The sequence below is a fragment of the Sphingomonas desiccabilis genome (assembly GCF_004135605.1).
In the GTDB taxonomy this organism is placed as follows: domain Bacteria; phylum Pseudomonadota; class Alphaproteobacteria; order Sphingomonadales; family Sphingomonadaceae; genus Sphingomonas; species Sphingomonas desiccabilis.
Map to the genome: position 1 here is coordinate 757242 of NZ_SDPT01000002.1, position 13375 is coordinate 770616.

Sequence of the window (13375 nt, forward strand, 5' to 3'; positions counted from 1 at the left end):
GCACGCGATTTGAACGCCGGCTTACCGAAAGCCCATCGCGCAGTTGTCGCGACCGCACCATTGCGGCTAAGCGTTGGGGAAGAACAATGACCCAGTTCACCCCATTCCCGTGGATCGACGTCGCGATCATCTTCGCGCTGGTCCTCCTGAACGGCGTTTTCGCCATGTCCGAACTCGCGATCGTGTCCGCACGGCCCGCCCGGCTGGAGGCGCTGGCACGGGCTGGCGGCAGGGGAGCGGCGACCGCGATGCGGCTGGCGAGCGATCCGGGCAAGTTCCTGTCGACGGTGCAGATCGGCATCACCCTGATCGGCATCGTCGCGGGCGCCTATTCGGGCGCGAGCCTGGGCGGCCCGGTCGGCGAACGGCTGAGCGCGTGGCTCGGTCTCGCGCCGCAGGCAGGGCAGACGGCCGGCTTCGCGATCGTCATCGGGCTCACGACCTATGCCTCGCTGGTGATCGGCGAACTGGTGCCCAAGCAGTTCGCGCTCCGCTCGCCCGAGCCGATCGCGGCCATCGTCGCGCTGCCGATGCTGTGGCTGTCGAAGCTGACCGCACCGCTGGTCTGGCTGCTCGACACCACCACCGGCCTCGTCTTCCGGCTGCTGCGCCTCGATCGCGAGACGGAGAACCGAGTCACGGCGGAGGAGCTGCAATTGCTGGTGGCCGAAGCGACCAAGTCGGGCGTGATCGAGGAGCATGAGCGCTCGATCATCTCGGGCGTCGTGCGGCTGGCGGACCGGCCGGTGCGCGAAATCATGACGCCGCGGACTGCCGTCGACTGGCTCGACCTGGACTTGGAGCCGGAGAAGCTGCGCGCCGCGCTTGCCGATACACCGCACACCCGCCTGCCCGTCGCCGAAGGCTCGATCGACAAGGTCGTGGGCGTGGTACAGGCGCGCGACATCGTCGCTGCGACCATGCGCGGCGAGGCGCTGGACCTGCGCCGCCTGATGCATGTCGCCCCGGTGCTGCCCGATCAGGTCGACGCGATGGACGCGCTCACGGCGTTGCGCGGTGCCGATGTGCCGATGGGTCTGGTCCACGACGAATACGGCCATTTCGAAGGGCTGGTGACGCCTGCCGACCTGCTCAAGGCGATCGCCGGCGAGTTCGCGTCCGACGCCGAGCCGGGCGACACGCCCAATGTCGTCGAGCGTGAGGACGGCACCCTGCTGGTCTCCGGCCAGCTCTCGGCCGACGCGCTGGCGGAGCGGCTCGGGATCGAGCTGCCCGAGGATCGCGACTATGCGACGGTCGCGGGTCTTGCGCTTGCGGTGCTCAAGCACCTGCCCGAGGAGGGCGAGCACTTCCTCGAGCAGGGCTGGCGCTTCGAGATCGTCGACATGGACGGGCGCAAGATCGACAAGCTGCTGGTGTCCGCCGCGGTCTGAGCCGCGGCGGCTCTCGGGATCTCAGCCGAGCTTTCCGAACTTCGCTTCATAGCCGGCGCGGTCGCCCGCCGAGAGCAGGCGTGCCTGCTCCACCCAGCGGTCCCGCGCCATCCGCCCCTGGAAGCTGCCGAGCGAGGCGTCGATCCGGTCCGCCTCGGCCGGGTCGAGCGCGGCCAGGTCCGCGATGCTCGTGATCCCCAGCTCGGCAAGCTGCGCGGCCACCTTGGGGCCGAGCCCCTTCAACGTGGTGAGGTCGCTCGCCGTCGCCGCCGGAACGGGCGCGGCAGCCGGAATGGATCTGGCAGGCGGAGCGCTCGGCGCAGCGGCGGCTGCCGGCTCGGCGGGTGCTGGCGGATTCGCGGAATCGGCTGACGCGACCTGCCGTGGAGCCTGCACCGGCTGCGGCGCGGGCGCCGGGAGGTCGGTCGGCTCGACCGGGGTGCGGCGCTCGGCTGCGATGGCTGCGCCCGGCGCATCCGGATCGGCCACGGCCGCGCCGGGCTCCTCGCGGCGGCTCTGTCCGATCGCTTCCAGCTCGCGCTCGGCCGCGCGCCGCTTGGCGCGGAGCCGCACTCCCCACAGGATCGCCGCGACGACGATCACCGCGAAGATCGCGATCACCACCAAATGGGTGACGGTGACGGGCATCATCTGGTCCGCCGCACCGACGACGGTCTGGCGGGATTGTTCGGCTTCTTGCATGGGTACGCCTCCGGCCGGCCAAACCGCGGCCGGAGGCAAAGCATAGCGGCGTAGCCGCCATGCTCAAGGCGTTGAGGCGCTTAGCCTTCTTCGCGCGCGATTTCGCGCCAGCCGATGTCGCGCCGGCAGAAGCCGTCGGCAAAGGCGATGCGGTCGACGGCCCGGTACGCCGCGGCCTGTGCCTCGCGGACGCTGGGGCCGGTGGCGGTGACCGTCAGCACGCGGCCGCCCGAGGCCACCAGCGCCTCGCCGTCGCGGCGGGTGCCGGCCTGGAACACGCGTGCGCCGTGCGCCTCGGCCGTGTCGATGCCGGTGATGGCGCCGCCGGCCGCCGGCGTACCAGGATAGCCGCGCGCGGCCACCACGACGGTCAGCGCCGGGTCGTCGGAGAAGCGCACCTTGTGCCCCGCGAGCCTCCCCTCGGCGGTCGCGAGCATCACCTCCAGCAGATCGCTTTCCAGGCGCATCATCAGCACCTGGCACTCCGGATCGCCGAAGCGGGCGTTGTATTCGATCAGCTTGGGGCCGAGCGGGGTGAGCATCAGCCCGGCATAGAGCACGCCGCTATAGGGCATGCCTTCCTCGGCCAGCTTCTCGATGGTGGGACGCACGATCGTATCGATCGCCAGCTGCTCCAGCTCGGGCGTCAGCACCCGGGCGGGGCTGTAGGCGCCCATGCCGCCGGTGTTCGGCCCCACGTCGCCGTCGCCGACGCGCTTGTGGTCCTGCGCGGAGCCGAACGGCAGATAGCTGGTGCCGTCGGTCAGCACGAACAGGCTGGCTTCCTCGCCGGTCAGGAACTCCTCGATCACCGCCTCGGCACCGGGGCCGTCGAACAGCGCGGCGAGCGCAGCGTCCGCCTCTTGCGGAGAGCTGGCGATGGTCACGCCCTTGCCGGCGGCCAGGCCGTCCGCCTTGATGACGACCGGCAGCCCGAAGGTGCCGAGCGCGTTGCGGGCGGCTTCGAGCGAGGTCACGCGGACATAGCCGGCGGTCGGGATGTCGGCGCGCTGGCACAGGTCCTTGGTGAAGCCCTTCGACCCCTCCAGCTGCGCGGCGGCCGCGGACGGTCCGAATACGGCGATGCCGGCCTCGCGCAGCGTGTCGGCGAGTCCTTCGACCAGCGGCTGCTCGGGCCCCACCACCACGAAGCGCACGTCGTGCTCGCGGCAGAAGGCGAGCAGCGCCGCCTGGTCGGTGCCGGCGATCGCGACGCACTCGGCGTGCTCCGCAATGCCGGGGTTGCCTGGCGCGGCATAGAGCCTATCGAGGAGCGGAGATTGTGCGAGCCGCCATGCGAGCGCATGTTCGCGCCCCCCCGAGCCCACCAGCAGGACGTTCATGCCCGATCCTTTTTCCGGCTTTTCATCGGGGCGGCTCGTAGCCGAGCCGATCCCCGGGGACAACGCCGCCCCCGTCAGTGTCAGCGAACTTGCCGGCCGCCTGAAGCGGATGGTGGAGGGCGAGTTCGGCCATGTCCGCCTGCGTGGCGAGATTTCGGGCTACAAGCGGGCCGCTTCGGGCCACGTCTATCTGTGCCTGAAGGACGAGAGCGCGGTGATCGACGGCGTCATCTGGCGCGGTGCCGCCGCCGCGCTGCCGTTCCAGGCGCAGGACGGGATTGAGGTCGTCGCGACCGGAAAGCTCACCACCTATCCCGGCCGCTCGAAATACCAGATCGTGATCGATCGCATGGAGCTGGCGGGCGAGGGCGCGCTGATGGCGCTGCTCGAGAAGCTCAAGGCCAAGCTCGGCGCCGAGGGGCTGTTCGATCCCGCGCGCAAGAAGCCGCTGCCGTTCCTGCCGCGGGTGATCGGCGTCGTCACCTCGCCAACCGGCGCGGTGATCCGCGACATCCTTCACCGGCTGGAGGACCGCTGCCCCAGTCATGTGATCGTGTGGCCGGTGCAGGTGCAGGGGGAGGGCGCCGCCCAGCAGGTTGCAGCGGCCGTGCGCGGCTTCGGCGCGATCGAGCCCGGCGGCCCGGTGCCGCGCCCGGACCTGCTCATCGTCGCGCGCGGCGGCGGTTCGATCGAGGACCTGTGGGCGTTCAACGAGGAAGCGGTGGTGCGCGCGGTCGCCGACTGCTCGATCCCGGTGATCTCGGCGGTCGGGCACGAGACCGACACGAGTCTGTGCGACCACGCCGCCGACCTGCGCGCGCCGACTCCGACCGCGGCGGCGGAACTCGCGGTGCCGGTGCTTGCCGACCTGCGCCACACCGTCCAGAGCCATGCGATGCGCACCGAGCGTTGCGTCCGCCGCTACCACCAGCGCGGCGAGGAGCGGCTTGCCGCGCTCGTCCGCGTGCTGCCGCGGCGCGACGCGCTGCTCGGGCCGCAGCGCCAGCGGGTGGACGATCTCGCCCAGCGGCTGGGGCTGGGGCTGGAGCGGCGGCTGGGGCAGGCGCGGCGCACGCTTGATCGACAGTCGGCGGTGCTGCGGCCGGCGATGCTGGACCGCCAGCTGACCCGCGGGCGCCAGCATCTCGCCTCGGTCGGACGGCTGCTGGAAAGCGTGAACCCCGACAACCTCCTCAAGCGCGGCTATGTCCGGGTCGAGGGGCGCGGCACCGGCAAGACCATCGACTCCGCCGCCGCCGCCCGCGCGGCCGGCGGCCTGAAGCTCCACTTCCGCGATGGCGTGGTGGACGCACGGGTTGAGCGTGCCGGGGGCAAGCCCTATCCTCCGGACAAGCTCGAGCAGCCGAGCCTGCTCTGATGACCCTTTGGAAACTCGGATGCTGATGTCGAACCATTCGCGCCAGGCGCGCCTCCACTACCTCTCGGGCGGGTTCCGCGTCCTGTCGCCGGGCGATCATGTCGTCTGCGCCCGTACCGGCGAGAAGATCCCGCTCGAGGAGCTTCATTACTGGAGCGCCGAGCGGCAGGAAGCCTATGCCACTGCGGAGGCCGCAACCGCGGCGATGCGCCCGGCGTGAGGCTGCGCGCAGCGTTCGGCGCGGGGTTGCTCGCGCTGACGGGGTGCACGGTGGTTCCGGCCGGTGCGGCAGGCCCCGCTCCGGTTCAGGCGGCGCCTGCGCCGGTGGCACCCGCCGCCGTGGCGCCGGCTCAGCCGGCGGCACCGGTGCTGTTCCGCTACGAGGGGCAGCGCATCCAGGGCGGCATGCTGGTCGGCACCGCGCCGGCAGGCGTGACGTCGCTGTCCTTCGAGGGCGAGCCGATCGCACTCGCTCCGGACCGCCGCTTCCTGATCGCCTTCGATCGCGATGCCGGCCCCGTCGCCCGGCTGGTCGCGCGCTTCGCCGACGGGCGCGAGCAGGTCGAGACGTTCGCCGTCGCACCGCGCGCCTGGCAGATCGAGCGGCTGCCGACGCTGCCCAAGGTCAGCCAGCCGAGCGCCGAGTTCCAGCGCCGCCGCCCGCCCGAGCTTGCGCAGATCGTCGCCGCCCGCAAGCAGGAGACCGGGGCGCAGGGCTGGTCGCAGCGCTTCCGGTGGCCGGCGACCGGGCGCATCTCCGGCCGGTTCGGGTCCCAGCGCATCTATGCGGGCGAGCCCGGCAGCTACCATTCGGGCGTCGACGTGGCCAAGCCGACCGGCGCCCCGGTAGCGGCGCCCGCCGACGGCGTGGTGATCCTGGCGGCGGATTCGCCCTTCACCCTGGAGGGCAACCTGCTGATGCTCGACCATGGCATGGGGCTCAGCAGCGCGTTTCTTCATCTCTCGCGCATCGATGTCCGGCCCGGGCAGCGCGTCCGGCAGGGCGAGGTGATCGGCGCCGTCGGCAGCACCGGCCGCGCCACCGGCCCGCACCTCCACTGGGGCATGGTCTGGAAGGGGCGGCGGCTCGACCCGATGCTGATCGCGGGGCCGATGCCCGACTGACGCGGAACCGCCATCGCGATCGGCCATTGAACCGGCAACAAACAAGGGGAACGACGATGAAGACGCACCTGGCACTGCTCGCCGCGACCGGCATGATCGCTGCCTGCACGCAGACCGCTCCCATGGACACTAGCGCAGGCCCCGCCGGACCGCGGGTCGCGACCGCGATGCTGCGCACCGCCGCCAATGCGCCGGCGGGCACCGCCACGGCGACGGAGGTGCCGGGCGGCGTCCGCATCGCCCTCAGCGTCAACGGGCTGCCCCAGGGACCCCACGGCGCCCATGTGCACACCACCGGCCGTTGCGACGCGCCGGACTTCACGACGGCGGGCGGCCACTGGAACCCGACGACCCGGCAGCACGGCACCAAGAACCCGGCCGGGCCGCACGCAGGCGACATGCCCAACCTGCTGGTCGGCACCGACGGCACCGGCTCAATCGAGTTCACCCTGCCGGGTGGCACCTTCGACGGCCTGCTCGATGCCGATGGCTCGGCGTTCATGGTGCATGCGAACGCCGACGACCTCATGACCGACCCGTCCGGCAACAGCGGCGGCCGGATCGCCTGCGGCGTCTTCAACCCTGCCTGACGCGCGGGGTCGGGCGCCGGCGGCGGCGTCCGGCCAGCGGGTCGCGATTGACTCACCACCTCCTGCACCCGACACGTCGGGCCGGGACGACAGGAGGTGGCATGCGATTGGTTTCCTTTACCGCGGCGGTGGCGCTGCTCGCCACGCCGCTCTCGGCGCAGGATTATAGCCGCTACAGCGAGGCGGGGCTGAAGGCGGAGCTTTCCGAGGCCGGCGTGTCGGAGACGGCGGTGCTGGTGCCGATGCGCGACGGCGTCGGCCTGTCCACCAACATCTACCGCCCGCGCGATGCCAAGGGGCCGTTCCCCACCATCCTGTGGAAGACGCCGTACAACGAGCACAACCTGCGCGGCTCGACCCTGCGCTATGCGGTCGAGGCGGTGAAGCGCGGCTATGCGTTCCTCGTCCAGAACGAGCGCGGCCGCTATTTCTCCGAAGGCAGCTACGAGATCCTCGGGAAGCCGCAGACCGACGGCTATGACGCGCTCAGCTGGATCGCCAAGCAGCCCTGGTCGAACGGCAAGGTCGGGACGCTCGGCTGCTCCTCCTCGGCCGAATGGCAGCTCGCGCTGGCGGCGCAGAACCACCCCGCCCACGCGGCGATGGTGCCGATGGCGTCGGGGGCGGGCATCGGCAAGGTCGGCCGCTTCCAGGAACAGGGCAACTGGTACACCGGCGGCGTGCCGCGCAACCTGTTCTTCGTGTGGCTCTATGGCGTCGACAATCCCCTGCGCCCGCAGCTGCCTGCCAACCTCGATCCCAAGGTGCGCGCGCGCATCGCCGGCTACAACGATCTCGACGCGACCAAGCCCAAGGTCGACTGGGTGCAGCAGATCCAGCACCTGCCGGTCGACGAGATGCTGTCCGACCTGGGCGAGCCGCCGGCGACGTTCGAGAAGTTCATCCGCCGCACGCCCGCCGATCCGGCATGGCGCGAGGGCGGGCTGTACCACGACGACATGGGCTGGGGCGTGCCGGCGCTGTGGTTCGACAGCTGGTACGACGTGTCGATCGGGCCGAACCTGGAGCTGTTCAACCACGCTCGCCAGACGACGGGCGATCCGGAAGCGGCAGCGAACCAATATGTCGTCGTCGCCCCGAACCCGCACTGCGCCTTCGCCAAGCTCGGCCCGGACATGGTGGTCGGGGAGCGGCAGATGGGCGACACCAGCTTCGACGTCGACGGCACGATCTTTCGCTGGTTCGACCGCTGGCTGAAGGGCGATCGCAGCGCCTTTCCGGCCTCGACCCCGCACGTCCAATATTACACCATGGGCGCCAACAAGTGGCAGAAGGGGCCGCAATGGCCGCCGCGCGATGCCCGGCCAGTGCGCATGTACCTGACCAGCAACGGCCACGCGAACAGCCTCTACGGCGACGGCAAGCTGTCGCTGACGGCCCCGGCGGCGGGCACGCCGGCCGACGCCTATCGCTACGATCCGATGAACCCGGTGCAGACGATCGGCGGCGGCGACTGCTGCAACGGCGGGCTGGTGCAGGCGGGCGCCTATGACCAGCGCGTGATCGAGGCGCGCAACGACGTGCTGGTCTACACCAGCGACGTGCTCACCGAGCCGATGGAGGTGACCGGCTTCGTCGACGCGGTGCTCAAGGTGTCGTCCTCGGCGAAGGACACCGACTTCGCGGTCAAGCTGGTCGATGTGGCACCGGACGGCACCGCCTATATCCTGGGCGATACCATCCTGCGTGCGCGCTACCGCGACGGCTACGACAAGCCGGTGATGATGGCGCCGGGCCAGGTCTACACGATCAAGCCGACGCCGATGACGACGAGCAACACCTTCCTGCCCGGCCACCGCATCCGGGTGGAGGTGACATCGTCCAACTTCCCCAAATTCGTCCGCAACCTCAACACCGGCGGGCCGAACGAAAGCGAGAAGACGGGCGTCGTTGCCGACAACCGCATCCACCACGATGCGGCCGCACTCTCCTACATCGAGCTGCCGGTGGTGAAGTGAGCGGCTGGACGCTGGGGATCATCGGCGGCTCCGGGCTCTATGGGGTCGCCGGAGTCGAGGACGGGCGGTGGGAGACGGTGGAGACGCCGTGGGGCCCGCCTTCCGACGCCTGCTACGTCGGGCGGATGGGGCATGTCCGGGTCGTGTTCCTGCCCCGCCACGGCCGCGGGCACCGCATTCCGCCCTCCGACCTCAACGCGCGCGCCAACATCGATGCGCTGAAGCGGCTGGGCGTCACCGACGTGCTGGCGATCTCGTCGGTAGGCTCGCTGGTCGAGGACCGGCCGCCGGGTAGCTTCACCGTGGTCGACCAGTTCATCGACCGCACCCGCGGGCGGCCGTCGAGCTTCTTCGGACCGGGGCTGGTGGCACATGTTTCGATAGCGGACCCGGTATGCTCGCGTCTGTCGGCGCTTGCCGTGGACGCCGCGCGCGCGGCGGGGGCCGATGTGTCGCCAACCGGCACCTATCTCGCGATGGAGGGGCCGCAGTTCTCCACCCGTGCGGAGAGCCGGCTCTACCGCAGCTGGGGCTGCGATGTGATCGGCATGACGGCGATGCCGGAAGCCAAGCTCGCGCGCGAGGCGGAGCTGCCCTACGCGCTGGTCGGCATGGTCACCGACTATGACTGCTGGCGCGAGGGCGAGGCGGTGGATACCGCCGAGATCATCGCCCAGCTCGGCGCCAATGCGGCGAAGGCGCGGGCGCTGGTGCAGCATCTGGTCGCCGCGCTGCCCGAAGAGCGGCCGGCGTCGCCGATCGACACCTGTCTGGACGCCGCGCTGCTGACGGCACCGGCGATGCGCGATCCGGCGCTGGTGGCGTTGCTCGATGCGATAGCGGGTCGGGCGTTGCGGAGCAGCTGAGACGCCCTTCCGTACCCCGGCGAAGGCCGGGGTCCAGGTACGGCGCGCGTCGAGCGTTTGCGTGCCCTCTCCGCCGCCTTCCCACCTGGGCCCCGGCCTTCGCCGGGGTACGGGAGGTAAGGGGTGCCCTCTCTTCACCCGTCATGCTGACGAAAGTCAGCATCCATACGCGCATCGCTTCTTGTCCAGACGGAGCGGCAATGGATTCTGACGCTCGTCCGGCTGACGAGGGGTGAGGCCTTACCCGTCCAGCCGCTTGCTCAGGAAGAACCGCCGGCTGCCGCGGGGGTGATCCTCCAGCGTGCCGAACACGGTGAACCCCAGCTTCTCGTAGAACCCGCGCGCCTGGAAGGCAAAGGTGTCGAGCCACAGGCCGCAGCAGCCGCGCGCGCGGGCGATCCGCTCGGCCTCGGCGATCAGCGCACTGCCCAGCCGCTGGCCGCGCAGCGCCTGGGGCACCGCCAGATATTCGACGAACAGCCAGTCATAGCCGCTGCGTCCCCACAGGCCGCCGATCGTGTGCCCGTCCGCGTCGCGCAGCAGGATCGCGACCGGCTCCGTCCGTGCCGGACCCGCCATCGCCTCATTATAAAGGCGCAAGGGTGCCAGCACCGCCTCCCGGTCTTCGGCAGTGGGGGCGTCGGCGACGTGAAGCTCGATGGTCATGGCGCCGGTGTAGCGCGCCGCAGCAGCGCCAGGCAAAGCGTCCAGCGCAGGGCGCTCAAGAAAAGCAGCAGGGCAGGTAACCGCGTGGGGGAGAGCAGGCGCTGACGGCAGCTCGATCCCCCACGCTGCACCCGCCGTCATGCCGGTTTACCGGCGGCTCCGCTCCCAATGATTATTATCGTTCGGCGGCTGCAGTGCCACGCGCATAGCAGAACGCCGGACAAAAAAAAGGGCCGACCCGAGGGTCGGCCTTGAAAGGTTTAGGAGAGGATGCCTGAAAGGCACGTGCTTTGTGCGCCGCAGCACGGCTTAACGCAATTGCGAAGGTTTATTGGTGCAGTTGCAGTTCTTGCAACGGTCGCGTGCGCGCAAATTCCGCACTCCTGCAGGGGGATTAGGCAGCTGCCCTGTGCGCTGCCCGATTAGCAGGCAGCGGACAAAAAGAAGGGGCGCGGGAAGTCTCCTTCCCGCGCCCCCATTGCTCGTCCGGCAGCAGCTTAGGCGGCGAGCTTGCGCAGCACGTAGTGCAGGATGCCGCCGTTCAGGAAATACTCCAACTCGTTGACGGTATCGATGCGGCAACGGGTCTGGAACGTCTCGGTGGTGCCGTCGGCACGCACCAGCGTGACCTCCACGTCCTGGCGCGGGCGCAGGCCTGCGACGTTCTGGATGGTGAAGGTCTCGTCGCCCTTCAGGTCCAGCGACTGGCGGGTGACGCCTTCCGCGAACTGCAGCGGCAGCACGCCCATGCCGACCAGGTTCGAACGGTGAATGCGCTCGAACGACTCGGCGATCACCGCGCGCACGCCCAAGAGGTTGGTGCCCTTGGCCGCCCAGTCGCGCGACGAGCCGGTGCCATATTCCTTGCCGGCCACGACCACCAGCGGGGTGCCGTCGGCCTTGTGACGCATCGCCGCGTCATAGATCGGCATCACCTCGCCCTCATACTGGGTCATGCCGCCTTCGACGCCCGGCACCATCTCGTTCTTGATGCGGATGTTGGCGAAGGTGCCGCGGACCATGACCTCGTCGTTGCCGCGGCGCGCGCCGTAGCTGTTGAAGTCCTTGCGCGCGACCTGGTGCTCCTGGAGGAAGGTGCCCGCCGGGCTGTCCGCCTTGATCGAGCCGGCCGGCGAGATGTGGTCGGTCGTGATCGAGTCGCCCAGGATCGCCAGCGGCTTCGCCTCGATGATGTCGGCGACCGGCGCCGGCGTCATCGACATGCCCTGGAAGTACGGCGGGTTGTGGATGTAGGTCGAGCTCGAGGGCCAGTTGTAGGTGTCCGAGCCCTCGACCGAGATCGCGCTCCAATGCGCGTCACCGGCATAGACGTTGCCGTAGCGCGAGCGGAACATCTCGTCGTCGATGTTGGCCGCCATCAGGTCGGCGACTTCCTGGTTGGTGGGCCAGATGTCCTTGAGGAACACGTCCTGCCCGTCCGAACCCTGGCCGATCGGCGTCTCCATCAGATCCTCGGTGACGGTGCCCTTGAGCGCATAGGCGACCACCAGCGGCGGCGAGGCGAGGAAGTTGGCGCGCACGTCGGCCGACACGCGGCCTTCGAAGTTGCGGTTGCCCGACAGGACCGAGGCGGCGACGATGTCGTTGCCGTTGATCGCCTGGCTGATCGGCGCCGCGAGCGGGCCCGAGTTGCCGATGCAGGTCGTGCAGCCATAGCCGACGAGGTTGAAGCCGATCGCGTCCAGGTCCTCGGTCAGGCCGGCCTTGTTGAGATAGTCGGTGACTACCTGCGAACCCGGCGCGAGCGAGGTCTTGACCCAGGGCTTGGGGCTGAGGCCCAGCGCGCGCGCCTTGCGGGCGACCAGGCCCGCGGCGACCAGCACCGAGGGGTTGGAGGTGTTGGTGCAGCTGGTGATCGCGGCGATCACGACGTCGCCGTCGCCGATGTCGTGGTCCTTGCCCTCGACTGCGACGCGCTCCGGCTGCTCCTTCTTGTAGAGCTTGGTGAGGTCGCCGTTGAACACCTCGTCCACCTTGTTCAGGCTGACGCGGTCCTGCGGGCGCTTCGGGCCGGCAAGGCTGGGAACGACGCTGCCCATGTCGAGCTCGAGCGTGTCGGTGAAGATCGGGTCCTCGCGGCCCGCTTCGTGCCAGAAGCCGTTGGCCTTGGCATAGGCTTCGGTCAGCGCGATCACTTCTTCCGGACGCGCGGTCAGGCGCATATAGTCGATCGTCTTCTCGTCGATCGGGAAGAAGCCGCAGGTCGCGCCATATTCCGGCGCCATGTTGGCGATGGTCGCGCGATCGGCGAGCGTCATCGACGACAGGCCCGGGCCGTAGAATTCCACGAAGCGGCCGACGACGCCCTTGGCGCGCAGCATCTGGGTGACGGTCAGCACCAGGTCGGTGGCGGTGATGCCTTCCTTGAGCGCGCCGGTCAGCTTGAAGCCGACGACTTCCGGGATCAGCATCGACACCGGCTGGCCGAGCATGGCTGCTTCCGCCTCGATGCCGCCCACGCCCCAGCCGAGCACGCCGAGACCATTGACCATGGTGGTGTGGCTGTCGGTGCCGACCAGCGTGTCGGGGTAAGCGATGGTCGCGCCGTCGGTCGCCTGCGACGACCACACCGACTGGGCGATATATTCCAGGTTCACCTGGTGGCAGATGCCGGTGCCCGGCGGCACGACCTGGAAGTTGTCGAGCGCCTTGGAGCCCCACTTCAGGAACTCATAGCGTTCCATGTTGCGCTGGTATTCCAGCTCGACGTTCTGCTCGAACGCCTTGGGGGTGCCGAACTCGTCGACCATGACCGAGTGGTCGATGACGAGGTGGACGGGGACCTGCGGGTTGATCTTGGCGGGATCGCCGCCGAGCTTGGTGATCGCGTCGCGCATCGCCGCCAGATCGACCACGCAGGGCACGCCCGTGAAGTCCTGCATCAGTACGCGCGCCGGGCGATACTGGATCTCGCGGTCGGAGCGCGCGTCCTTCTGCCAGTCGACGATCGCCTGCGCGTCGGCCGAGGTGACGGTGGTGCCGTCCTCGAAGCGGAGCATGTTCTCCAGCAGCACCTTCATCGAAAAGGGCAGGCGGCTGATGTCGCCGAGCTTCTCGGAGGCCTTGGCGAGGCTGTAGTAGCTGTAGCTCTTGCTGCCGACCGTGAGCGTATCACGGGTGCCGAGCGTATCCTGGCCGATGGCGGTCATTGGGGCCTTGTCCTTCCCAGTCTGCGCGGCGCGGACGGGAGGGCGGGAGGGGGTCCCGCTCGGGCGCGCCGCCGTCAAAAGCGAATGCGAGATTCGGGCGGGCTGTAGCAAGGGGGTGCGGCCGTGGGAAGGGCAGGTTCGCACCTGCGAAAGGGTCGCAAA

11 protein-coding genes are annotated in these 13375 nt (G+C 69.7%); 7 read left to right on the forward strand and 4 right to left on the reverse strand.

Translation table 11 applies throughout. From position 1 onward, the window contains the following. The first annotated feature begins 86 nt into the window (after positions 1–86). Positions 87–1394 (forward strand): hemolysin family protein, encoded by a 1308-nt coding sequence (locus EO081_RS11690; protein ID WP_129342085.1) that lies wholly within the window; start codon positions 87–89, stop codon positions 1392–1394. 21 nt (positions 1395–1415) lie between these two features. On the opposite strand, the gene EO081_RS11695 is transcribed toward EO081_RS11690, so the two are convergent. Further along, positions 1416–2096 carry a helix-hairpin-helix domain-containing protein gene (locus EO081_RS11695; RefSeq protein ID WP_240697645.1) on the reverse strand — a complete coding sequence of 227 codons (681 nt, stop codon included), beginning with the start codon at positions 2094–2096 and terminating at the stop codon, positions 1416–1418. A gap of 80 nt (positions 2097–2176) precedes the next feature. Further along, the gene (purD, locus tag EO081_RS11700) at positions 2177–3439 is read right to left on the reverse strand and encodes a phosphoribosylamine--glycine ligase (RefSeq protein WP_129342086.1); all 1263 of its coding nucleotides are present in this window, start codon (positions 3437–3439) and stop codon (positions 2177–2179) included. Between purD and xseA the strand changes: the two genes are divergently transcribed. The 6 genes from xseA (at position 3438) to mtnP (ending at position 9377) form a co-directional block, all read left to right on the forward strand. Next, the gene (xseA, locus tag EO081_RS11705) at positions 3438–4817 is read left to right on the forward strand and encodes an exodeoxyribonuclease VII large subunit (RefSeq protein ID WP_129342087.1); all 1380 of its coding nucleotides are present in this window, start codon (positions 3438–3440) and stop codon (positions 4815–4817) included. The two genes, purD and xseA, sit on opposite strands and share 2 nt — an antisense overlap. A gap of 19 nt (positions 4818–4836) precedes the next feature. Beyond that, positions 4837–5037: a DUF2093 domain-containing protein gene (locus EO081_RS11710; protein ID WP_129342088.1), complete on the forward strand. Its 201-nt coding sequence runs from the start codon at positions 4837–4839 to the stop codon at positions 5035–5037. After that, positions 5034–5942, forward strand: coding sequence for a M23 family metallopeptidase (locus EO081_RS11715; protein WP_375781652.1), 909 nt, complete (start codon positions 5034–5036; stop codon positions 5940–5942). Before EO081_RS11710 ends, EO081_RS11715 begins: the two co-directional genes overlap by 4 nt. Positions 5943–5998: 56 nt before the next feature. Continuing rightward, the gene (locus tag EO081_RS11720) at positions 5999–6532 is read left to right on the forward strand and encodes a superoxide dismutase family protein (protein ID WP_129342089.1); all 534 of its coding nucleotides are present in this window, start codon (positions 5999–6001) and stop codon (positions 6530–6532) included. A gap of 101 nt (positions 6533–6633) precedes the next feature. Further along, positions 6634–8511, forward strand: a complete 1878-nt coding sequence (locus tag EO081_RS11725) for a CocE/NonD family hydrolase (RefSeq protein ID WP_129342090.1) — start codon at positions 6634–6636, stop codon at positions 8509–8511. Further along, the gene (gene mtnP, locus EO081_RS11730; RefSeq protein WP_129342091.1) at positions 8508–9377 is read left to right on the forward strand and encodes an S-methyl-5'-thioadenosine phosphorylase; all 870 of its coding nucleotides are present in this window, start codon (positions 8508–8510) and stop codon (positions 9375–9377) included. Before EO081_RS11725 ends, mtnP begins: the two co-directional genes overlap by 4 nt. 240 nt (positions 9378–9617) lie before the next feature. Here the strand turns inward: mtnP and EO081_RS11735 are convergent, their stop codons facing one another. Next, the gene (locus EO081_RS11735; RefSeq protein ID WP_129342092.1) at positions 9618–10043 is read right to left on the reverse strand and encodes a GNAT family N-acetyltransferase; all 426 of its coding nucleotides are present in this window, start codon (positions 10041–10043) and stop codon (positions 9618–9620) included. Between the two features lie 497 nt (positions 10044–10540). Next, positions 10541–13213 (reverse strand): aconitate hydratase AcnA, encoded by a 2673-nt coding sequence (gene acnA / locus EO081_RS11740; RefSeq protein ID WP_129342093.1) that lies wholly within the window; start codon positions 13211–13213, stop codon positions 10541–10543. Positions 13214–13375 lie beyond the last annotated feature (162 nt).